17 protein-coding genes are annotated in these 22,328 nt (G+C 68.9%); 10 read left to right on the forward strand and 7 right to left on the reverse strand.

Translation table 11 applies throughout. From position 1 onward, the window contains the following. Positions 1-3 precede the first annotated feature (3 nt). Positions 4-762 (reverse strand): thioesterase II family protein, encoded by a 759-nt coding sequence (locus H289_RS33435; RefSeq protein ID WP_020102105.1) that lies wholly within the window; start codon positions 760-762, stop codon positions 4-6. Then, on the reverse strand, positions 759-4,247 hold the full coding sequence (locus H289_RS0117465) for a non-ribosomal peptide synthetase (protein ID WP_020102106.1): 3,489 nt from the start codon (positions 4,245-4,247) through the stop codon (positions 759-761). Before H289_RS0117465 ends, H289_RS33435 begins: the two co-directional genes overlap by 4 nt. Positions 4,248-4,343: 96 nt before the next feature. Here H289_RS0117465 and H289_RS0117470 point away from each other — a divergent pair, with 96 nt between their 5' ends. The 3 genes from H289_RS0117470 (at position 4,344) to H289_RS0117480 (ending at position 8,171) form a co-directional block, all read left to right on the forward strand. Further along, on the forward strand, positions 4,344-5,993 hold the full coding sequence (locus H289_RS0117470) for a (2,3-dihydroxybenzoyl)adenylate synthase (protein ID WP_020102107.1): 1,650 nt from the start codon (positions 4,344-4,346) through the stop codon (positions 5,991-5,993). Positions 5,994-6,100: 107 nt separating this feature from the next. Beyond that, on the forward strand, positions 6,101-6,766 hold the full coding sequence (locus H289_RS0117475) for a VC0807 family protein (protein WP_020102108.1): 666 nt from the start codon (positions 6,101-6,103) through the stop codon (positions 6,764-6,766). Between the two features lie 43 nt (positions 6,767-6,809). Next, positions 6,810-8,171 (forward strand): acyltransferase family protein, encoded by a 1,362-nt coding sequence (locus tag H289_RS0117480; protein WP_051128528.1) that lies wholly within the window; start codon positions 6,810-6,812, stop codon positions 8,169-8,171. Here H289_RS0117480 and H289_RS0117485 read toward each other — a convergent pair. Then, entirely contained in the window at positions 8,093-8,806 is a 714-nt protein-coding gene (locus tag H289_RS0117485) for a VldE C-terminal domain-containing protein (protein ID WP_225433753.1), read from the reverse strand. The genes H289_RS0117480 and H289_RS0117485 overlap by 79 nt on opposite strands. A 91-nt stretch (positions 8,807-8,897) precedes the next feature. Between H289_RS0117485 and H289_RS0117490 the strand changes: the two genes are divergently transcribed. Beyond that, positions 8,898-9,386 carry a MarR family winged helix-turn-helix transcriptional regulator gene (locus H289_RS0117490; RefSeq protein ID WP_020102111.1) on the forward strand — a complete coding sequence of 163 codons (489 nt, stop codon included), beginning with the start codon at positions 8,898-8,900 and terminating at the stop codon, positions 9,384-9,386. 1 nt (position 9,387) lies between these two features. Here H289_RS0117490 and H289_RS0117495 read toward each other — a convergent pair whose 3' ends face one another. From H289_RS0117495 to hemW, 4 genes are all read right to left on the reverse strand, one after another. Continuing rightward, positions 9,388-10,731 carry a salicylate synthase gene (locus tag H289_RS0117495; protein ID WP_029105374.1) on the reverse strand — a complete coding sequence of 448 codons (1,344 nt, stop codon included), beginning with the start codon at positions 10,729-10,731 and terminating at the stop codon, positions 9,388-9,390. 52 nt (positions 10,732-10,783) lie between these two features. Beyond that, positions 10,784-12,538 carry an ABC transporter ATP-binding protein gene (locus H289_RS0117500; protein WP_036420782.1) on the reverse strand — a complete coding sequence of 585 codons (1,755 nt, stop codon included), beginning with the start codon at positions 12,536-12,538 and terminating at the stop codon, positions 10,784-10,786. Positions 12,539-12,540: 2 nt separating this feature from the next. Continuing rightward, the gene (locus tag H289_RS0117505; RefSeq protein WP_036420818.1) at positions 12,541-14,343 is read right to left on the reverse strand and encodes an ABC transporter ATP-binding protein; all 1,803 of its coding nucleotides are present in this window, start codon (positions 14,341-14,343) and stop codon (positions 12,541-12,543) included. A 95-nt stretch (positions 14,344-14,438) separates the two neighbouring features. Next, positions 14,439-15,581, reverse strand: coding sequence for a radical SAM family heme chaperone HemW (gene hemW, locus H289_RS0117510; RefSeq protein ID WP_020102115.1), 1,143 nt, complete (start codon positions 15,579-15,581; stop codon positions 14,439-14,441). Positions 15,582-15,677: 96 nt separating this feature from the next. Between hemW and H289_RS34015 the strand changes: the two genes are divergently transcribed. The 6 genes from H289_RS34015 (at position 15,678) to cysK (ending at position 22,325) form a co-directional block, all read left to right on the forward strand. Further along, positions 15,678-15,800 (forward strand): Ms4527A family Cys-rich leader peptide, encoded by a 123-nt coding sequence (locus tag H289_RS34015; RefSeq protein WP_353583586.1) that lies wholly within the window; start codon positions 15,678-15,680, stop codon positions 15,798-15,800. A gap of 123 nt (positions 15,801-15,923) precedes the next feature. After that, positions 15,924-17,588: a nitrite/sulfite reductase gene (locus H289_RS0117515; protein WP_155944166.1), complete on the forward strand. Its 1,665-nt coding sequence runs from the start codon at positions 15,924-15,926 to the stop codon at positions 17,586-17,588. An 8-nt stretch (positions 17,589-17,596) separates the two neighbouring features. Continuing rightward, positions 17,597-18,298 (forward strand): phosphoadenylyl-sulfate reductase, encoded by a 702-nt coding sequence (locus H289_RS0117520; protein WP_020102117.1) that lies wholly within the window; start codon positions 17,597-17,599, stop codon positions 18,296-18,298. A gap of 7 nt (positions 18,299-18,305) precedes the next feature. After that, positions 18,306-19,019, forward strand: a complete 714-nt coding sequence (locus H289_RS0117525) for a sirohydrochlorin chelatase (protein WP_020102118.1) — start codon at positions 18,306-18,308, stop codon at positions 19,017-19,019. Between the two features lie 302 nt (positions 19,020-19,321). Beyond that, the gene (locus H289_RS0117530; RefSeq protein ID WP_036420820.1) at positions 19,322-21,238 is read left to right on the forward strand and encodes a potassium transporter Kup; all 1,917 of its coding nucleotides are present in this window, start codon (positions 19,322-19,324) and stop codon (positions 21,236-21,238) included. Positions 21,239-21,389: 151 nt separating this feature from the next. Next, on the forward strand, positions 21,390-22,325 hold the full coding sequence (gene cysK, locus H289_RS0117535; protein WP_020102120.1) for a cysteine synthase A: 936 nt from the start codon (positions 21,390-21,392) through the stop codon (positions 22,323-22,325). The last annotated feature ends 3 nt before the right edge of the window (positions 22,326-22,328 follow it).

The following is a 22,328-nucleotide window of genomic DNA, read 5'->3' on the forward strand; positions in this document are numbered from 1 at the left end:
GAATCAGCGCGCACTGATCACTTCCGCGATCGCGTCCAGCTGGTCGTTGAGGTAGAAGTGGCCGCCGTCGAACTCGGCCAGGGTGAAGGCGCCCGAGGTGTGGTTCTCCCAGCGGAGCAGCATGTCCCGGTCGATGCGATGGTCGTCGCGCCCGCCGAGGGCGTGGATGTCGGCGGCGATGCGGCCACCGCCCACGTATCTGTTGAGGGCTTCGTAGTCGGCACCCACCGCCATCAGCAGCATCTCGACGAAATCCACGTCGGCGAGCAGCCGGGGGTCGGTGCCGCCGAGATCGACCATCTCGGCGAGCATTTCGCGCGGGCCGGTCGGCAGCGGCGGCGCGTCGACCACATCGCACGGCGCCTGGCCGGCCGACGCCCACAGGCTGTGCACGGTGGCGCCGCTCTGTTCTGCCACGCGCGCGAATTCGAAGGCCACCACCGCACCCATGCAGTGCCCGACGAGCCGCAGCGGACCCACGCCCGGCCAGTCGCCCGCGGCGAACAGGTCGGCGGCCAGCTGCTCGACCGTCGGATGCGCCGGATGCGCGAGCCGGTCGGCGCGGCGCGGGTACTGGACGACGTACGCGTCGATCCCCTTGCCCGACAAGGCGGTCGCCAGGTCCCGGTAGGCGACCGCGGCACCACCGGCATGCGGGAAGATCACGACCGCACCGGCGTCTCCGGAGCCCGGGTAGTGCTTGATCCAGGGCGCGAAGGTGCTTTTCGGCTCGGTCACGGAGCCGGTATGCAGGTCGGTCATGAGACCGCCGCCGGGTCCAGCGCAGTGAGCACGTCGTCGTGGTTCATCTCGGCAATCTCCAGGTAGAGCTCGGCGACCATGTCCAGCCGGCCGCTGCCGTCCTCGCGGCCGGTCAGCCGCTGAGCCAGCGCCCGCACCGTCCGGGCGGCGAAGATGTCCGGCACGCCCACGGTCGGGGTGTCCAGCCATTTCCGGATGCGCGCGACGGTGGCGGTGGCCAGGACCGAGTCACCGCCGAGCTCGAAGAAGTCGTCCTCAACACCGGCATCGACCGAGAGCAGCTCCGAGACGATCGCCACCAAGGCGCGCTCCAGCGTGGTCTCCGGCTGCGCCCGCCCGGCGCCGTCGGCCGCCTGAACCAGCGCCGCGAGCTGACCCGCTGCGGCCCGGCGGTCGGTCTTGCCACCGACGGTGAACGGAATAGCCGCAACCACCTGCAGCTGTCGCGGGATCATGTGCGGCGGTACGAGTTCGGCCACCGCTGCCGAGATGCGCTCGGCGGTCAGCTCCGCGTCGTCGACCGAGACCAGGGCCGCCAGCACGTCATGCCCGCGTTCCCCGCCGGAGACCACACCGGCCACCGCGGCACGCACACCGGGAACCCGCTGCAGCGCGGCCTCGACGTCACCGAGCTCGATGCGGTAGCCGCTGATCTTCACGCGGTGGTCGGCACGCCCGACGAACTCCAGGATGCCGTCCGGCCGGTAGCGTGCCAAATCCCCTGAGCGGTACCAGGTTCGGCCCGCATAGCGCACGAAGCGGTCGGCGGTCAGATCGGCCCGGCCGCGGTAGCCCGAGGCGATGCCGCGCCCGGTGAACCACAGTTCGCCGGCCACCCAGTCGGGGCAGTCCTGGCCCGCCTCGTTGACCACGCGGCACGCGTTGTTGGTGAACGGCACGCCGTAGGGCACCGCCGACCAGGAGTCCGGCAGCTCGCCGGCCTCGAAAATGGTTGCGTGGATGGCGGTTTCGGTGGCGCCGCCGAGGCCGGCGACGCGCACACCCGGGGCCTGCGCCTGCAGGTGCCGGACCATGGCGGTCCGGACCCAGTCGCCGCCGGTGAGCACCACCCGGACGGTGTCCAGCCGCCCGGCACCGACCTCTACGAGCATCTCCAGCCAGCCCGGCAGGAAATTGAGCACCGTGACGCCGTGTTCGGCGATGAGGGTGGCCCAGCGGTCGGGGTCGCGCCGGTACGGCTCGTCGACCACGACGATGCTGCCGCCCGTGGCGAGCGTGGCGAACATGTCGAGCACCGACAGGTCGCACTCGAGGGTGGCCAGCGCGAGGCAGCGGTCGGCAGGTCCGATGTCGAAGTGCCCGTACAGGAATTCGGCGGTGTTCATCGCTGCGTCGTGGGTGACCTCGACGCCCTTGGGCTCGCCGGTGGAGCCGGACGTGAACAGCACGTAGGCCAACTCGTGCGGATCGGTGGCGGCCGGGACGAACGGTCCCTCGGCGCGGCGCCCGATTCGCAGCGCCTCGGTCACGGTGAGCGACGGCTTCCACGACGGCGCCAGGTCGCCACAGTAGAGCGCCATCCGGACACCGCCGGTGGCCAGGATCTTCTCGGTACGGTCGGCGGGCTGATCCACCCCGATCGGCAGGTAGACCCCACCGGCGGCCAGGATGGCCAGCAGCGCGATGATCTGTTCCGCGCCCTTGGGTCCGAGCACGGCCACGGTGTCGCCCGGCTTGATACCGGCGATCTGCAGTGCCGACGCGACGGCCGAAACCTCTTCGGCCAGTTCGGCATACGTCCACTGCCGGGCCTCGCCGATCATGGCCGTGGCGGTCGGCCGGGCGGCCGCCGAGGCGAAGAAGCCGGTGTGCAGCGCCGCGCCGCTGGGCGCCGCGGTGCGACTGTTGGCCGCGTCGCGGACCGCACGCTGCGCCGCTGACATGGGCTCCGGGGTGGGCGCCTCCCATGCCGTGTCGTCGCCGGCCAGCCGCTCCAGCTCGGCGATGTGCCGGGCGAACATCGCGTCGATGATGCCGTCGGGGAACGCGTCCTCGCGCACATCCCAGTTGACCAGCACGCCGCCGTTGAATTCGGTCACCTGGGCGTCCAGCATCACCTGTGGCCCTTGCGAATTGATCCACCCGGGCGTGCCGAACGTCTCGAGCACGGCCGAGCCGAACAGTTCACCGAGGCCGAGGGCACTGGTGAAGACCACGGGGGCCAGCACCTGGGTGCCGCGGTGCCGGCTCAGGTCGCGCAGCACCTCGAGGCCGGAGTACTCGGAATGCGCTGCGGCGCTGCGGAATGCGTCCTGCAGGACGCCACAGCGCGCCGTCGCGGTGGCCGCATCGGTGAGGTCGACGTCGAGCAGCAGCGACGACGTGAAGTCGCCCACCAGGCGGTCGACGTCGGCGTGCCGCTGGTCGCGCCCGAACAGCGGCACGTTCAGCAGGAAGCGCTGCCCGGCCGACCAGCAGGCCAGGGCATCGGAGAAGGACGCGGCCAGGGCCATCGCGGGCGTGATCCCGCGCCGGCGGGCCGCCGCATACAGCGCGTCCCGGACGTCGGGGGCCAGCCAGTGCCAGCGCCGGGTGGTGTGCCGCGGGTCGTTCTGCTCGGCGACCGGGACCAGCGGCAGACGCGGCGGGTCGGGCAGTTCCGGGAGCCGCTCGCCCCACCACTGCCGATCCGCATCGGCCCGCGGATTGGGCTCCTGCGCCGATTGCGTTGTGGCCATGCGGTATTCGCGGTACGTGTAAGCCAGCGGAGCCAGCTCGACACCGCGGTACAGGGCCGCGAGATCGGCCATCAGCGTGCGGTAACTCATGGCGTCGGCGGCCTGCATGTCCAGGTCGACGTGCAGGCGGGTCTTGCCATCCGGGAGCAGGGTCAGGCTCAGTTCGAAGACCTGGTCGGTCAACTGCTGATGCGCCTTGCGGCGTTGAGTGGCGGCCAGCTGCTCGGCGATCTGATCTGCCGGCAGGTCCCGCAGGTCGGTGACCGTCACCGGGAAGTCGCCGTCGAGCGCCTTGATGCGCTGCGTGCCGTCGGCGAGGAACTGCACGCGCAGCATGGGGTGCCGCGCCGCCAACGCCGTTGCGGCGGCAGTCAATCGTTCGACATCGACGCCGTGGCCGTCGAATTCGACATAGAGGTGCCCGGCGACGCCACCCAATTGCTGGTCGTCTTCCCGGCCGATCCACATGGCGTGCTGCATCGGAGCCAGGCCGAACGGCTGGTCGTGTTCCGAATCATCCTGCGGTGCCGAGGTTTCGGCTCGCTGCAGGCCACCCGCCGCGGACAGCAGTTCGGACCAGGCCGCGATGGTCGGCTCGGCGGCCAGGGCGGCGAAGTCGATGTCGATGCCCTGCTTCCGCCAGCGCCCGGCGAGCGACATCATGCGGATCGAATCCAGGCCCTGGCTGATCAGGTCGGCACCCGGGTCGAGGGTGTCGGCACGGGCACCCAGCAGTTCGGCAACCTCCTCGCGGATGGCCTGCGAATTCACTGCCACGACGCCCACAAAACCCTCCCGAACACGTTAAAGACAGGCTGTCCTAATTTTGATTAGGCTACCCTATATTGCCGCTACCTCCATGCCTACCCCGAGGGATCCGCCGTGACGCGCACCACTGTCTCCACCGAGGCCGACCAGCATTTGCTGAACGGATTCGTCCCGTTCCCGCACGACCGCGCCGAGCGCTACCGCGAGGCGGGCTACTGGGTCGGTAAACCACTGGACAGCCTGTTGTCCGACGGCGCACGCCAGTGGCCGGACCGCGTCGCCATCGTCGACCCATCGGCGTCACACACGTTTGCCAAACTCGATCAGCTGGCCTCGGAAGCGGCCGCCGGCTTCGCCGCTCTCGGCATCGAAACCGGCGACCGGGTACTGCTGCAAATGCCCAACACCGCGGACTTCGCCATCGCCCTGTTCGGACTGCTGCGCGCGGGTGCGGTGCCCGTCATGTGCCTACCCGCTCATCGCCGCGCCGAACTCGGTCATTTCGCCACGGTCAGCGGCGCTGTCGCCCTCGTCATCGCCGACCGCTTCGGCGGCTTCGACTATCGCGATATGGCGCGCGAGCTGGTTGCCGAACACCCACGCCTGCGGCACGTGGTCGTCAACGGTGACGCCGGCGAATTCACCAGCTGGACTTCCCTTTTCGGCCACGCTCCGGCAGCCGCGCCAGCCATCAACACCGCGGAACCCGCCCTGCTCCTGGTCTCCGGCGGCACCACCGGGGCGCCGAAGCTGATCCCCCGCACCCACGACGACTACTACTACAACGCCACCGCCAGCGCCGCGGTGTGCGAAATGACCGGTGACGACGTGTATCTGACGGTGCTGCCGGCTGCGCACAACTTCCCGCTGTCGTGCCCGGGGATGCTGGGTGCGATGTCCGTCGGCGCCACCACGGTCTTCACCACCGACCCCAGCCCGGAGTCCGCGTTCGCCACCATCGCCCGGCACCGCGTCACCGTCTGCGCTCTGGTGCCCGCTCTGGCCACCCTGTGGACGCTGGCCTGCGACTGGGAGCCCCAGCGCCCCACCACGTTGCGACTGCTCCAGGTCGGCGGTGCCAAGCTGTCCGCACCGGACGCGGCGGCCGCCCGCGCCGCGCTGACACCCGGCCTGCAACAGGTTTTCGGCATGGCCGAAGGGCTGATCAACTACACCCGCCCCGGCGACGACCCCGAACTGCTCGACCACACCCAGGGTGCACCGCTGTGCCCCGACGACGAAGTGCGCATCGTCGACGACGAGGGCGCCGACGTGCCGGTCGGCGGCGAGGGTGAACTGCTGGTACGCGGGCCGTACACCCTCAACGGCTATTACCGGGCGCCGTCCGACAACGAGCGGTCGTTCAGCCCCGACGGCTTCTACCGCAGCGGGGACCGCGTGCGCCGCAGGGCCGACGGCTACCTCGAGGTCACCGGACGCATCAAGGACGTCATCCACCGGGGCGGGGAGACCATCTCGGCGCTCGATCTCGAGGAACATCTGCTCACGCACCCGTCGATCCGGGCCGCGGCCGCCGTCCCGCTGCCCGACCCGTACCTCGGTGAAAAGATTTGTGCCGTGGTCGTTTTCAGCGGGCCGGCCGTCAGCCTCAGCGACCTCAACGGCTACCTCGACAGCCGCGGTGTCGCGGTCCACAGCCGGCCCGACACCCTGGTCGCACAGCCGTCGCTGCCGCTGACCGCGGTCGGCAAGGTCGACAAGAAGGCCATCACCCGGGCCATCGCGGCCGCCACATCCGCCTGACCATGAAATCCCTCGCGAGCAGACTCAAAACTGTCGAATTTCGCCAGATATCGTCAGTTTTACGTCTGCTCGCGGGATAAACCGACCCCCGCTAGGAGCCAGCTTCCATGTCCGATACCCCGAAGACCCTGCGCGAGTACATCGTCAACACGGCGATCAACACCATTCCGCCGCTGGTCGCGTACTACGTGCTGCGTGTGTTCGACTTCGAGCCGTACCTCGCGTTGGTCGGGGCCATCATCACCGCGGCCGCGCAGGGCGCGCTGACCATGGTGCGCAAGCGCAAGGTCGAGCCCGCGAACGTCGTGGTGATCGTCGGCGCCGCGTGCTCGCTGATCATCGCGCTGACCACCAAGAACCCGCGCATCGTGCAGGCCCTCGAGCTCGTCCCCATGTCACTGCTGGTGTGGTCGTTCGCCATCAGCGGGCTGCTGCGCAAACCGAATTCGAAGAAGATGGCCGGCGTCATCTCCCCCGCGCTCGCCGAGCCGGCCCTGCCCGAACGCGGCTGGACCGAGCAGAGCATCCAGGACTGGCACCGGCTGCACACGCAGCTGTGCGTCGGGCTCGGGCTGCTCTGCGGCTTCTATCCCGTCTTCGCGCTGTACATGATCTTCAACTACCCGGTCGACATCTCGCAGTTCGTCATCGTCGCGACCGGACCCACACTCGTGGTGCTGTGCATCGTGTTCGCGGTGGCCCGCATTCGCCGGTTCGTCGGGCAGCATGACGGTGCCGCCGACGTCGCGGTGGTCGCCGGCGGGTCTGAGTAGTCACACTCATCCGCGCCGCCCGGCACTCGGGCATCATCAGCTCATGCCGAGATTGTTGCCCGACTTCCACGCCGTGATCGACGGCACCGCGCCCGACCGCGACCGCAGCATCGACGTGGCGCGCCTCGGTGCGCTGCTGGTCGTGATGTTCGGTCACTGCGCGTTGTTGCTTGCCACCATCACCGCCGACGGCGTCCAGATCGGCAACACCCTGGGCGCAGTACCCAGCCTGCAGCCGGCCACCTGGGTACTCCAGGTCATGCCGTTGTTCTTCTTCGCCGGAGCCGCCGCGGGTATTCACAGCTGGCGCGACGGGACACCCTGGGGCACCTGGCTTTTCACCCGGGCGCAACGCCTCTGCCGGCCGGCGCTGTGGTACCTGGGCGCCTGGACCGTCGCCCTGATCGTGGTGCGGTTCACCATGGGTGCCGAGTCGGCCGCGGCCCTGGGCAACGAGGCCGTCGCACTGCTGTGGTTCCTCGGCACCTACCTGATCGTGCTGGCGTTCGTCCCCGCCTTGGCCCGCTTGCGCTCGGCGCGGTCGGCCGCACTGGTCGTCGCGGCCCTCATCGCGGCCGCGGCGTTCGGCGACTGGGCCCGGATCAGCACGCACATGCTGGAAGCCGGCGCGGCGAATCTGATTGTGGTCTGGCTGATTCCGATGGTCATCGGCGCGGCGTACGCGCACCGGCTCACCGCACCCAAGCCGGCGCTGGCCGTGGCCGTCGGCACCCTGGCCGTCCAGGTGCTGGTTGCCAGGTACGGTCCCTACGACGTGTCACTGGTGGTCACCGGCACGGAACGGATGTCGAACGTCACCCCGCCCACACTGCTGCTTGCCCTGCAATGCGTCTGGATGTCCAGTCTGTTCATCGCCTGCGCCGGTGCGGTCCGCCGGTGGGCCGAGCGTCCCCGCATCTGGTACCTGATCGTGGTGGGCAACAGCGGGGCGATGACGTTGTACCTGTGGCACATCGCGGCCATCGCCGTCGCGACGTTCAGCCTGCATGCCGTGGGCCTGGACGCCTACGATCCGGCAGCCCCATACTTCTGGCGCAACATCGCGATCCGCGCGCTGGTCTTCGCCGTGGTGATGACGGTCATGTTCCTGTTGCTGTCCCCGCTCGAGCACAATCCGCTGCGCTGGTGGGACGCGCGCGTCCGGGCGACGGGGCGCGCGTCGACGGTGGCCGGTGTGCTGGTCTGCGCGGCCGGGGTGGCACTACTGCTGATGGCCAAGAACGGGCTGGGCACGAGCGCGGGCTGGATGTTGTTGGCGCTCTTCATCGGTGCGCTCGCCGGGGCCCGGCTCAGTGCGGGTCGAACTCAGTGCGCGCTGACGAACGTCACGGTCGGCGCCGATGAACCCTTGACCAACGTCGGCCCGGAGGCGGACAAGACGTAGGACTCGTTGCCCGTCGGGTAGCCGCCGCCGTTGGTCGAGATGTGTACGTGCGTGTAGTGATTGGCGTCGGGGCCGCCGTAGTCCGGCATCCGGTGCGCGGTGCCGTCCGGGAAGTAGATCGCCTGCCGCCAGATCACATGGTTCAGGTCGAACCGCCCGGCGTTGGCCAGCACGTACCGCAGGATGCGGTCCCCGAGCGCCTTGCCGGCCGACGACCCGTAGTCAGGCACCATCACGTCCAGCGCCAGGCCTTCGGGATGCCAGCGCAGCGAGTCCGGGCGGACGCCGGTCATGGTGTGGATCTCCGGGAACGTGGCACTGACGGCCCGTTCGGCGAGAATGGTGTCGACCTGCAGGCCGCGCTCGGCGGCGACGCCCACCGGCAAAGCGATGGTGCGCACCATGGCGCGAGAACTCTCGGCGGCCTCGGCGACGATCAGCGACCCCGGATGCGAAGCGGCCCGCTCGGCCAGGACGACCTGCGCGCAGCAGACATCCACGTCACTGGCGGTCGTGACCGCCTGCGTCGCGGTGCCCGCGGTGACGAACGCCGCGGCCGGCATGACGAGCGCCGCCAGAGCCACCGACCAGCGGCGCCGTGCGCGCGTCGCAGTAGCTAACCCGGGCTTGTCCACCGGTGCACCATACCCCGCAGGTCACCGTTTGGTAACGGCTTCAAAATTAGCGAGCTGGTAAATTACCTCTAATCAACGAGGAGGAACCGCGGTGTCCGTCCAACCGAGAACCGTCGCCGAGCCGTCGGTCGACGCGATCACCGACGCTCTCGTGACGGCATCGCGCCTGCTCCTGGACATCACGGCCCGCGCGGTCGCCGTCGTCGACGACACGTTGACGGTCCCCCAGCTTCGGGTTCTGGCGATCCTGGCGGCACACGGCGCAACCAATCTGACGACCCTCGCCGCTCAACTCGACGTACAGCCCTCGACCATCGGCCGGATGAGCGAGCGCCTGGTCACCGCCGGTCTGATCGAACGCCACCAGAACCCGGCTTCCCGCCGCGAAATCGCCGTGGAACTGACCCGCCGGGGACGCGCCATCGTGGACACCGTGAGCGCACGCCGCCGTGCCGAGATCGCCCGGATCGTCGAGGCCATGGCGCCGCGTGAGCGCATGGGGATGGTCCGCGCGCTGCACGCGTTCAGCGAAGCCGGTGGCGAACCACCCGCCGAAGTCCCGCCCGGCCTCGACTTCTGACTCAGGCGCGCGGCACCAGGTACGGCGCGAGCGTCGTCAGCTTCTCGCAGGTCTCCTCGAACTCGCGGTCCGGAGTCGACTCGGCGATGATGCCGGCGCCGGCGCGCAACCAGGTCCGGCCGTCGGCCTCGTAGGCCGAGCGCAGCGTCAGCGCCGCGTCCATGCCGCCGTCAGCGCTGAACATCACGACCGCGCCGGAATAGAGGCCGCGTGGCGACTCGTCGAGCCGCATGATGGCGTCGACGCTCTCGGCCTTCGGGATGCCGGAGGCGGTCACCGCCGGGAAGAGTGCCTCCAGCGCATGCATGCGGTTCATCTGGTCCGACAGCTCACCGGACACCGTCGAGCCCAGGTGCTGCACGCTGCCGCGCTCACGCACCGTCATGAAGTCGCTGACGACCGTGGTGCCCGGCTTGGCCACCTCGGCGATCTCCTCCTGCGAGCTGCGGACCGAAATCGCATGCTCGACAATCTCTTTCGAGTTCGATTCCAGGTCGGCGCGGGCAGCCCGATCGTGATCCGCGCCGCGGCCGAAGGCGCGGGTGCCGGCCAGCGGCTCGGTGATCACGGTGCCGTCGGCACGCACCGCGGCTACGAGCTCCGGGCTGAAGCCCAGCGCGCGAATCCCGCCCAGCCGCAACAGGAATGACCGCACCGGGGTGTTGTTCGCCCGGCCCACCCGGTACGTGGCCGGGAAGTCGACCGCGAACGGCACCTCGAACCGGCGCGACAGGATCACCTTCTGGTAGTCGCCCGCCACGATCTCGGCGACGGCGGCGGCTACCCGTGACGGGTAGTCACTGCCGTCCACGCTCACGTCGACGGCGCGGGTGTCACCGGCCGCCGGGATACCCGACTGCAGCAGACGATTCAGCGTCTCGGCCACGATGTCCGCGTCGCCCGACACGCACACCTCGCCGTCGGTGACGACCACCTGCGTCTGTGCGCCGAAGACTCGCGCCAGCGGGGTCCCCGCCGGCAGGCGCTGCTGCAGCCCGTAGCGGTAAGCGCCGAATTCGAAAGCGACCCAACCGAAGAGCCGGTCCGTCTCCAGGAGCAGGCGGTCGACGGCGTCGCCGAGCACCTCGCCGGGCCGGCCGCTCCACGCCTGGCGGGCGACTGCGCCGCCGGCGTCGATGATCCGCAGTTCGTCGCTGTCGAATTCGATGGCGGTGCGCACTCCGATGGCCAGCACCCACTCGCCCGAGTGCTCGTAGCCGACATAGTCGGCGCCGGAGCGCTCCGGAAGTTCGGCTGCGAGTTGCGCGATCAGATCGGCCGGGACGACGTCGGCGGGCAAAGCAATGCGCGTCACCGACGCCGCGTCTATAGCTTCAGCAGTCACGAAAGTTAATTTAGCCTAACCTCACCCAAAAAACACTGCCCGCCCCTGTGATTCAGGACCCAGCGCCGGCTTTCGCCTCCCGCGTCGCGACGGTCCACCCACTGACCGACGTCCGCTGCGCCCAGAAGTCGGCGTAGCGGCCACCGCGCGCCATCAGCTGGTCATGGGTGCCGCTGTCGTCCACCGTGCCACGGTCGGACAGCACGACGATGTTGTCGGCGGCGGTGACCGTCGACAGCTTGTGCGCGATCACGATGACGGTGCTGCGGTCCGCCAGTTCGCGGATGGACGCCGCGACGTGGCGTTCGTTCTCGGGGTCCAGTGCGCTGGTGGCCTCGTCGAACAGCACCACCGGAGCGTTTTTCAGCAATGCGCGCGCGATCGAGACGCGCTGGCGTTCACCGCCGGACAGCGCCGAACCGCCCTCACCGACCCGCGTCTGCCAACCGGCAGGCAGCCGGTCCACGACGGACTGCAGGCCGGCGGTGCGGGCGGCTTTCCGGATGTCGTCATCGGACGCGGCCGGCGCACCGATCCGCACGTTCTCCCACAGGGTTTCGTCGAACAGGTACACGTCCTGGAACACCAGGGACAGCTGGGCCATCAGCTCCGCGGTGCTCTGGTCCCGGACATCGACGCCACCGACGCGGACCACGCCGGCGTCGACGTCGTAGAAGCGCGCCAGCAGGCGGGTGATGGTGGTCTTGCCCGAGCCCGAGGGGCCGACCAGCGCCGTCATGGTGCCCGGCGCCGCGACGAAGCTGACGTCCTCGAGCACGCGACGCCCCGGATAACTGAAGGCGACGCCGTCCAGTTCAACCTGCCCGGGCGTCGAAACCGATTGCGGTGCAGCCGGTTCCGGGAGCGCCGGAGTGTCGAGCACCGACGTGATCCGATCCAGTTCCGCGCCGGCCATCCGCATCGCGGAGCCATACTCGGCCAGTTCCGACAGCGGCGAGGTGAACCGCGCTGCCAGACCGAGGATGGCCACCAGCGTCACCGGGTTGATCTCGCCACCGACGGCCAGCCAGACGCCCACCGTGATGAGTCCGCCCAGCACCGCCTGCACGCCGACGCCGCTCAGCATCATGCCCGCCACCGAGGCCCACAACGCCCGCTTGCCGACCTGCTCCTGCTCGGCCAGCGCGCCGGTCAGCGGATCGAATTCGGCCCCGGTCCGGCCGAACGCGCGCAGCACCGGCTGGCAACGCGCGAATTCGATGACCCGCGAGTTCACCTCGATCTCGGCGGCATGCGTGCGCGCCTCGGCCGACGCGATCAACGCGGCGGAGGCCCGGGTGGCCAGGATCAGAACCACCCCACCCGCCACGGCCGCGACGCCGATCCGCCAGTCGAAGACGAACAGCCCGACCACGACGGTCAGCGCGCTGGTGGTGTTGACCACCAGCGGCGTCACCAGATGCGCGCTGCTCGTGCCGACGAAAGTCGTGCCCTTGACGGCGATCTGGGATACCTGGCCAACCCGCTCGCGGGTGAACCAACCGAGCGGCAGCGTGACCATGTGGTCGCCGAGCCGGTGGTGCAGCAGCCGCATGGTGGTCAGGGCCATCCGCATCGACCGCGCCGCCTGCACATAGTGCGCGACGGCGCTGAGCAGCACCACCGCCGCCAGCACGACGAGCCAGCGGCCCGCCGCACCGAAGTCACCATCGAACAACGCCAGCGAGATCGGCACCAGCAGCGTCATCGAAAGACCGTGCAGCAGGCCGTAACCGACCGCCCAGGCCAGGAAGCTGTACATCCGCCCGCGCTCCGGGCCGAGGATTCGCAGGAACCCGTTGATCATCGTCACCGCGCCGCCTCCAATTCACCGGTGGCCGTGTAGGTCTGCCACATGCGCGCGAAAACACCTTCCCGGGAGAGTAATTCGTCGTGCCGGCCCTGTTCGACGATGCGCCCGTCCCGCAGGACGACGATGTTGTCGGCGCCGACGATCGACCCCAGCCGGTGCGCGATCACCAGCACGGTCCGGCCGTCGATCAGGGTCGACAGCGCGGCCTGAATCTGCGCCTCGGAGTCGGGGTCGGCGAAGGCCGTGGCCTCGTCGAGCACGAGGATCGGGGTGTCGGCGAGCAGCGCGCGGGCGATGCTGATGCGCTGCGCCTCGCCGCCGGAGAAGTGCGCGTCCTCCCCGACCACCGAGTCATACCCCTTGGGCAGCGCCAGGATCCGGTCGTGGATGTGCGCGGCGCGCGCGGCGGCGTGCACCGCGCCATCGTCGGCATCGGCACGGCCCAGGCGGATGTTGTCGGCCACGCTCATGCCCAGCAGCTGCACGTCCTGCAGGACGAAACCGACGTGCCGGTACAGCACCGCGGGGTCGATCTGGCGGACGTCCACGTCACCGATGCGCACCTCGCCGGCGGTGACGTCGTGAAAGCGCGGCACGAGCGTCGCGAGCGTCGACTTGCCGCTGCCGGACGGGCCGACCAACGCGGTGATGCTGCCGGCGGGCAGGTCGAGCGAGATGTCGTGCAGCACCGTGTTGGTGCCGTCGTACGAGAATTCGACGCCCGAGAAGCTGACCGAATTACCCTGCGGCACTTGCGGGTTCTCGGCGACCGGCAATGCGGGGGCGGACAACAACGCCGTCAGCCGGCCGGCAGCGGCGACCGCCTGGCGGCTCGCGGCGGCGGAGTACCCGACGGCCAGCACCGCGGTGGGGATGGTGACGGCGACGAGCGTCGACCCCAGCACCTCGATGGGCGTCACCCAGCCGCTGCGGATGAACCACAGCCCGCCGGCGAGGTTCACCAGCAGCACCACCGGCGCCTCGACGAACACCGACGACACCGCGCGCAGCCGCACCATGGGCCCGACGAATCCGGCGAAGCCGTCGTTGAATTCATCGGCGGCGTCGGCAAATCGCTTGTGCGCCTTGCCGGTTTCCCCGAACGTCTTGACGACCGAGACCCCGGCGATGAACTCGACGATGGTCGCGCTGATCTGCGCGATGCCCTCGTTCATCTGCGCCATGCGAGCCATTGCACCGCGCATCAGGACGCTGTAGACGACGAGGTAGATCGGAATGGTGCCGATGGCCAGCAGCCCCAGCCGCCAGTCCAGGTACCAGCAGTACGCCAGGCCGAACGCCGGCGTGGCCAGCGCGCCGGTCTTCTCGACCGCGGCGTGCGCCACCAGGTGGTGCAGTTCGCCGACATCATGCTGGACGGCCTTGCGCACCTCGCCGGAGGACGTCGCGCCGAACCAGCCCAGCGGCAGCCGTCCGAGCGTGGTCACCAACCGGCGGCGCAGCTCGCCCTGTAGCTGGACGTCGGCGTGGTGGGTGAGCGTCAGCGCCAGGCCGCCGGCCAGGGTGCGCAGGCCGAGGCCGCCGCCGATGAAGACCGCGACGATCGTCCACACCCGGGCTGCCTCGATCGAACCGCCGGCCAGCAGATACCGGCCCAGCTCGACGATGCCGATGAACGGCACCACGGTCGCTGCTGCCGCGATCAGCTGCAGCAACTGGGCCAGCGCGGTGCGGCCGCGTACCGGCGCCAGCAGCTCCTTGAGCGCCGCGCGGTCCTGCGCTGCCGCGAGCTTCGCCGCTTTGAGCTGCGCACGCGGCGACGGTTCTGCGTCGGTCATCGGAATACCCACTCCACCCGTAGACTAAGGTTTGCCTAACCATAGCGACTGGTTGTGGGATGCGAGGACCCGCCCGCTGGGTTCAGCCCGGTGATTCAGTCCAGGACGGTGCGCACCACGGCGTCGGCCAGCAGCCGGCCGGACTCGGTCAGCACCAGACGTTCGTCGGTGACCGCCACGAGACCGTCGGCCACCGCACCCTCGGCGCGGTCCCGTTCGGCCGCGGTGAGCACGGCGACCGGCAAACCACTGCGCAGCCGCAACCGCAACATGACGTCCTCGACGTGCCGGGTGGCGTCGTCCAACTCCTCGAAGTCCGCGACCGGCAACCTGCCCGCGGCCAGCGCCTCGGCATAAGCGTTGGGGTGCTTGACATTCCACCAACGCCGGGCCCCGACGAAACCGTGCGCACCCGGCCCGGCGCCCCACCACTGGCCGCCGTCCCAGTAGCCGAGGTTGTGCCGGCACTCACCGCCCGGACGGCTCCAGTTCGACACTTCGTACCAGTCCAGTCCGGCCCGGCTCAGGTGTGTGTCCAGCAGCTCGTAGCGGGTCGCGAGCACGTCGTCGTCGGGTGCCGGGATCTCGCCGCGCCGGACCTTGCGGGCCAGCGCGGTGCCGTCCTCGACGATCAGCGCGTACGCCGAGACATGGTCGACACCGGCTTCGATGGCCGCATCCGCGGACCGGCGCAGATCGTCGTCGGACTCCCCCGGCGTCCCGTAGATGAGGTCCAGGTTGACGTGCGCGAACCCGGCCGCCAGCGCCTCCCGCGCCGCCGCCGGGGCGCGGCCTGCCGAGTGGGTGCGATCGAGTGCCGCCAGCACGTGCGGCGCCGTCGACTGCATGCCCAGGGAAACCCGGGTATAGCCGGCATCCAGCAACGCGGCGAAGAACTCAGGCGACGTCGACTCCGGATTGGACTCGGTGGTCACCTCGGCGCCGGGGCTGAGCCGGAAATTGTCCCGCACCGCGTCGAGCACGGCCCGCAGCCCCGAACCACCCAGCAGCGACGGCGTACCGCCGCCGACGAACACCGTGTCGACCGGCAACTCCACCTGGGCACCGGCCATCGCGAGCTCGGTGCGCAGCGCCGTCAGCCAGCCCTCGGGACTGGCTCCGCCCAGCTCACTGGCGGTGTAGGTGTTGAAGTCGCAGTAGCCGCAGCGGGTCGCACAGAACGGCACGTGGATATAGATGCCGAACGGCCCGGTAGCGCCGATGTGGGCGTCGGTCATGGCAACCAGTGTCCCATCGCGCGATCAGGGGGCAATGTGCGTGGCAGGGGCACCTTTTTGCTCGCGATGATTTCGAACCTGGCCCGGTTAGGCCGAATGTCCTGTTCGTGGCAGAATGGCCGGGTGTCCGCCAGCCTCAACCGCGCCCTCGGTTCCGCATTGGTAATGCGGCGGCATGTCGACTTCAAGCGCGTATGCAGCTGTTGCTGTCTGCCTTGATGCTGCCTTGATGCCCTAGTTCTGACCACCAGAATCTTTCAGCCGGCACAGGATCGGCAGTGCCGGACAGCCCCCGGCGTACGCGTGATCCAACGCCTGCTCTTGCGCGAAGGAAACCACCCCGTGACAACAGCAAAACCCACCAAGACCCGCGACGAAGGCCAGTGGGCGCTGGGCAATCGTGAACCGCTGAACCCCAACGAGGTGTTCAAGCAGGAGGACGACGCCCTCAACGTGCGGCAGCGCATCATCGACGTCCACTCCAAGCAGGGCTTCGAGTCGATCAGCAAGGACGATCTCCGCGGGCGGTACCGCTGGATGGGTCTGTACACCCAGCGCGAGCAGGGCTACGACGGCACCTACACCGGCGACGACAACGCCGACATGCTCGAGGCCCCCTACTTCATGATGCGGGTGCGCTGCGACGGCGGCGCCCTGACCAGCGCGGCGCTGCGGACCATCGGCGAGATCTCGGTCGAGTTCGCACGCGACAGCGCCGACATCACCGACCGCGAGAACATCCAGTACCACTGGATCCGCGTCGAGGACGTGCCGGAGATCTGGCGCCGCCTCGAGTCCGTCGGCCTGCAGACGACCGAGGCGTGCGGCGACTGCCCGCGCGTCGTGCTCGGTGGCCCGCTGTCCGGTGAGGCCCTCGACGAGGTGCTCGACCCGAGCTGGGCCGTCGACGAGATCGTCAGCCGCTACGTCGGCAACCCGGAGTTCTCCAACCTGCCGCGTAAGTACAAGACCGCCATCTCGGGTCTGCAGGACGTCGCGCACGAGATCAACGACATCGCCTTCATCGGCGTCAACCACCCCGAGCACGGCCCCGGCCTGGACGTCTGGGTCGGCGGCGGCCTGTCCACCAACCCGATGCTGGCGCAGCGCCTGGGCGCCTGGGTGCCGCTCGCCGAGGTGCCCGACGTCTGGGAGGGCATCACCAAGGTCTTCCGTGACTACGGCTACCGCCGCCTGCGTTCCAAGGCCCGTCTGAAGTTCTTGATCAAGGACTGGGGTGTCGAGAAGTTCCGCGACGTTCTCGAGACCGAATACCTCGGCCGCAAGCTCATCGACGGCCCGGCGCCGGAGCAGGTGCCGCACACCATCGACCACGTCGGCGTGCAGAAGCTGAAGAACGGCCTGAACGCCGTCGGCGTCGCGGCCATCGCCGGCCGCTCGTCGGGCACCATCCTGACCAAGGTCGCCGACCTGGCCGAGGCCGCCGGCTCCGACCGGATCCGCCTGACCCCGTACCAGAAGCTGATCATCCTCGACGTGCCCGACGACAAGGTCGAGGAACTGATCGCCGGCCTGGATGCGCTGGGCCTGCAGACCCGCCCGTCGCACTGGCGCAAGAACCTGATGGCCTGCACCGGTATCGAGTACTGCAAGCTGTCGTTCGCCGAGACCCGGGTGCGGGCACAGTCGCTGGTTCCGGAGCTCGAGCAGCGGCTCGCCGACCTGAATTCGCAGCTCGACGTGCCGGTCACCATCAACCTCAACGGCTGCCCCAACTCGTGCGCCCGTATCCAGATCGCCGACATCGGCTTCAAGGGCCAGATGATCGACGACGGCAACGGTCCCGAGGAGGGCTTCCAGGTGCACCTGGGCGGCAGCCTGGGCCTGGACAGCGGATTCGGGCGCAAGCTGCGTCAGCACAAGGTGCTGGCCACCGAGCTCGGCGACTACATCGATCGTGTCGTGCGCAACTTCGTGAAACAACGTGAGGCCGGAGAGCGTTTTGCCCAGTGGGCCGTTCGGGCCGACGAAGCTGACTTGAGGTGACCGCTGATATGACGGACGTTTCGGAAACTGACCTACGGGAACTGGCAGCGCGCGGCGCTGCCGAACTGGCCGACGCCACTGCTGAGGAACTGCTGCGCTGGGTCGAGGAGAATTTCTCGGGCCAGTACGTCGTGGCCTCCAACATGCAGGACGCCGTCCTGGTCGAGATGGCGGCCAAGGTGCATCCCGGCGTCGACGTGCTGTTCCTGGACACCGGCTACCACTTCGCCGAGACCATCGGTACCCGCGACGCCGTCGAGGCCGTCTACGGCGTGAACATCGTCAATGTGACGCCCGAGCAGACCGTCGCCCAGCAGGACGAACTGGTCGGCAAGGACCTGTTCGCCAGCGATGCCGCCCGGTGCTGCAACCTGCGTAAGGTGCAGCCGCTGTCGAAGGCGCTCAAGGGCTACTCGGCGTGGGTGACGGGCATCCGCCGCGTCGAGGCGCCGACGCGCGCCAACGCCCCGCTGATCAGTTTCGACGAGGCGTTCGGCCTGGTGAAGGTCAACCCGATCGCCGCGTGGAGCGATGACGACATGCAGGCGTACATCGAAGCCAACGGCATTCTGGTGAATCCGCTTGTGGACGAAGGCTATCCGTCCATCGGCTGCGCACCGTGCACCCAGAAGCCGGCCGAGGGCGCTGACCCCCGCAGCGGTCGCTGGGCCGGTCTGGCCAAGACCGAGTGCGGTCTGCACGCGTCCTGAGATTCCTGTGCAACTGATCCTCACCGCGCACGGCAGTGCCGATCCGCGGTCTGCGGCGAACGCCCGCGAGGTGGCCCGTATCGTCGCGGCACTGCGTCATGATGTCGACGTCAAAGTGGCGTTCTGCGAACAGAATTCGCCGAATCTGCGAGACGTGCTGGTCGACTCCCCTGCCGACGGCGTCGTGGTGCCGCTACTGCTGGCCGACGCCTACCACGCGCGTGTCGACATCCCGGCGATGATCGCCGACGCCAATCCGGCGGTGCGGCAGGCCATCAAACTGGCGCCAGTGCTCGGCGAGGACGACCGGCTGATCCACGTACTGAGCCAGCGGCTCGCCCACTCCGGGGTGTCCCGGCTGGACGCGAGCGTCGGCGTCCTGGTGACGGCCGTCGGGTCGTCGTCGGCTGCCGCCAACGCACGCACCGGCACCGTGGCCACGGGACTGGTCGCGGGCACCCACTGGCAGGCCACGACGGCATTCGCCACCGGCCCGCACGCCAACCTGGCCGAAGCCGCCGAGCTGCTGCGGGATCAGGGTGCGACACGTCTGGTCATCGCGCCCTGGTTCCTGGCCCACGGCACGATCACCGACCGGGTCGCCGAATTCGCTGCCGCACACGGAATTCCGATGGCCCAGCCGCTGGGCGCCCACCGGCTCGTCGCCGAGACCGTGCTGGACCGTTTCGACGAGGTCGCCGCCGTACCGCGCGCCGCGTAACCCGAAGCCGCCTGAATCCCGGCAAGACCGCGGCCCGCACCGTATGGATTGCGTATAGATCGTGGCACCGCGCCGACAGCGCCGGTTGACTCGGCCTCATGCGAATTTTCGGGACCACCGATGTCTGAGCTGCTGCAATTGCTGTCCATGATGGCGTTGCCGGCGTCGGTTCTGCTGGTGTGCCGACGTGTCAACCGGCGCAACCCGCCTTCGGGCGCGGTTCGAACCTGATCACACTCCACGGCTACGTCGCCTACGATCCGGACGGTCGGCCAACGATCCGGACGAAGGAGACACCGCGCGTGGGCACACACCCCGACACCGGTCGGAAGGGGCTGGGAGCGGGCCTGGCCATCAGTGCACTGGGCGTCGTCTTCGGCGACATCGGCACCAGCCCGATCTACACCATGCAGACGCTGTTCAATCCCGATGACCCGCATCCGGTGCCGATCAGCCACGACAACATCTATGGCGTCGTCTCCCTGGTGTTCTGGTCGGTGATGCTGATCGTCACCATCACGTACGTCAGCTTGGTGATGCGGGCCGACAACGACGGCGAGGGCGGCGTCATGGCGCTCATCACCCTGGTGAAGCAGTCGTCGGACAAGCTCGGCAGGCGCACCGCGGCCTTCCTCGCCGCGCTCGGAATCCTCGGTGCTGCGCTGTTTTTCGGTGACTCGATGATCACCCCGGCCATCTCGGTGCTGTCGGCCGTCGAAGGCTCCAAAACCATCGACCCAGGCCTCGCGGACTGGGTCGTGCCGATCACCGCGGTGATCATCATCGCGTTGTTCAGCGTGCAGCACCGCGGCACCGCCGTCGTCGGCAGGTTCTTCGGTCCGGTGATGGTCGTGTGGTTCACGGTGATCGGCGCATGCGGGGTCGGCGGAATCATCAGAGAGCCCGAGATCCTGCGCGCCCTGAATCCGCTGTACGCGCTGGGATTCATGGCCGGCCATTTCCACATCGCGTTCTTCGCGCTGGCCGCCGTGGTGCTGTCCGTGACCGGCGCCGAGGCGCTGTACGCCGACATGGGCCATTTCGGCCGCAAGCCGATCACGTTCGCCTGGCTGCTGCTGGTGTTCCCGGCGTGCATGCTGAGCTACTTCGGGCAGGGCGCGCTGCTGCTGCAGAACCCCTCCGTCCACGACGCCCCGTTCTTCCTGCTGACGCCCGAGTGGGGCCGGCTACCGATGGTCCTGCTCGCGACGGCGGCCACGGTGATCGCGTCGCAGGCGGTGATCACCGGAGCGTTCTCCGTGGCGGCCCAGGCCGCGCACCTCGGGTACCTGCCCCGGCTGCGGATCCTGCACACGTCAGCGTCCACGATGGGCCAGATCTACGTGCCCTGGATCAACAGCATGCTGCTGATCGCGGTGCTGACCCTGGTCTTCGCCTTCCGCAGCTCCGCCGCGCTGGGCTACGCCTACGGCATGGCGGTGACCGGGACCATCACCATCACGACCCTGCTGTTCCTCAACATCGCACGCGCCAGGTGGAACTGGCCGCTGTGGTCCGTGGTCGCGATCGGGGCCCCGCTGCTCACCGTCGACGTGTTGTTCCTCGCCGCCAATCTCACCAAGCTCGTGCACGGCGCCTGGCTGCCGTTGCTGATCGGATTGATCGCGTTCACCGTGATGACGACGTGGCAGGACGGCCGCGCCGTGGTCACCCGGGCGCGCGACGCCGTCGAAGGCCCACTGCGCCAGTTCGTGGAATCGATCGTCACCAGCGAGCCCCCGCTGACCCGCGTACCGGGCACCGCGGTGTTCCTCAACCGCGGCATCGAGACCGCGCCGCTGGCGATGCGCGCCAATGTGAAATACAACCGGATGCTGCACGAGCACGTCGTGGTGCTGTCCCTGGAGACGGCGACGGTGCCGAGGATCGCCGACGGCGCCCGGTTGGCGGTCGACGATCTGGGCCACCGCGACGACGGCATCATCCACGTCACCGCCACCTACGGATACATGGACCGGCCCGACGTACCGGCAGCCTTGGCGCTGCTCGACTCGGCCCAGACCGAAGGGCCGCTGGATCTCGCCGGTGCCACGTATTTCCTGTCGAAGGTCGATCTGGTGATGGCCAAAGAGCCGTCGATGGCCCCTTGGCGGACAAAGCTTTTCATCGGCACGTCCTACATCACGTCCGACGCCGCGGCCTACTTCCGGCTGCCCCTCGACCGCACGGTGATCCTGGGCTCGCGCATCGAGGTCTGAAATACCCACCCAGGGCTCGCGCGTTGTCGCAAACAGATAGATTTTGTGATGAATGAAACCCTTGACGGGACACCCGCCATTCAGCAGATTCGGCAGGTGCCTGCGCGGGCACCACAATTTCACCAAAGCTAGCGCCGACGAGAGGTCACCGATGGGCAAGATCTACGCCAATGTCACCGAATTGGTCGGGCGCACGCCGCTGGTCCGGCTCAACCGGTTGACCGACGGTGCCGGCGCGCAGGTCGTCGCGAAGCTGGAGTTCTACAACCCGGCCAACAGCGTCAAGGACCGCATCGGTGTGGCGATCGTCGACGCCGCCGAGCAGTCCGGTGAACTCAAGCCTGGTGGCACCATCGTGGAGGCCACGAGCGGCAACACCGGCATCGCGCTGGCCCTCGTCGGCGCGGCCCGCGGCTACAAGGTCATCCTGACCATGCCGGAGACCATGTCGCTCGAACGACGCGTGATGCTGCGCGCATACGGCGCCGAGATCGTCCTGACCCCGGGTGCCGAGGGCATGGCCGGCGCCGTCGCCAAGGCCAAGCAGATTCTCGCCGAGACCCCGAACTCCGTCGCCGCCGATCAGTTCGCCAACCCGGCCAACCCCGCGATCCACGAGAAGACGACGGCCGAGGAGGTCTGGGCCGACACCGACGGCGCGGTCGACATCTTCGTCGCCGGAATCGGCACCGGCGGCACCCTCACCGGCGTCGGGCACGTCCTCAAGTCCCGCAAGCCCGACGTGAAGATCGTCGGCGTCGAACCGGTCGACTCGCCCATCCTCACCGGCGGCCAGGCCGGGCCGCACAAGATTCAGGGCATCGGTGCGAACTTCATCCCCGAGGTGCTGGACCGCGCCGTGTACGACGAGATCATCGACGTCTCCTTCCCGGACGCCATCGAGGTGGCGCGCCAGCTGGGCACGCAGGAGGGCATCCTCGGCGGCATCTCGGCGGGTGCGAACGTCTGGGCGGCCCTGCAGCTCGCCAAGCGCCCCGAGAACGACGGCAAGCTCATCGTGGTGGTCATCCCCGACTTCGGCGAGCGGTACGTCTCCACGGCGCTGTACGAGCACATCCGGGACTGACCG

The organism is Mycobacterium sp. 360MFTsu5.1 (assembly GCF_000383495.1).
Lineage (GTDB): Bacteria > Actinomycetota > Actinomycetes > Mycobacteriales > Mycobacteriaceae > Mycobacterium > Mycobacterium mucogenicum_B.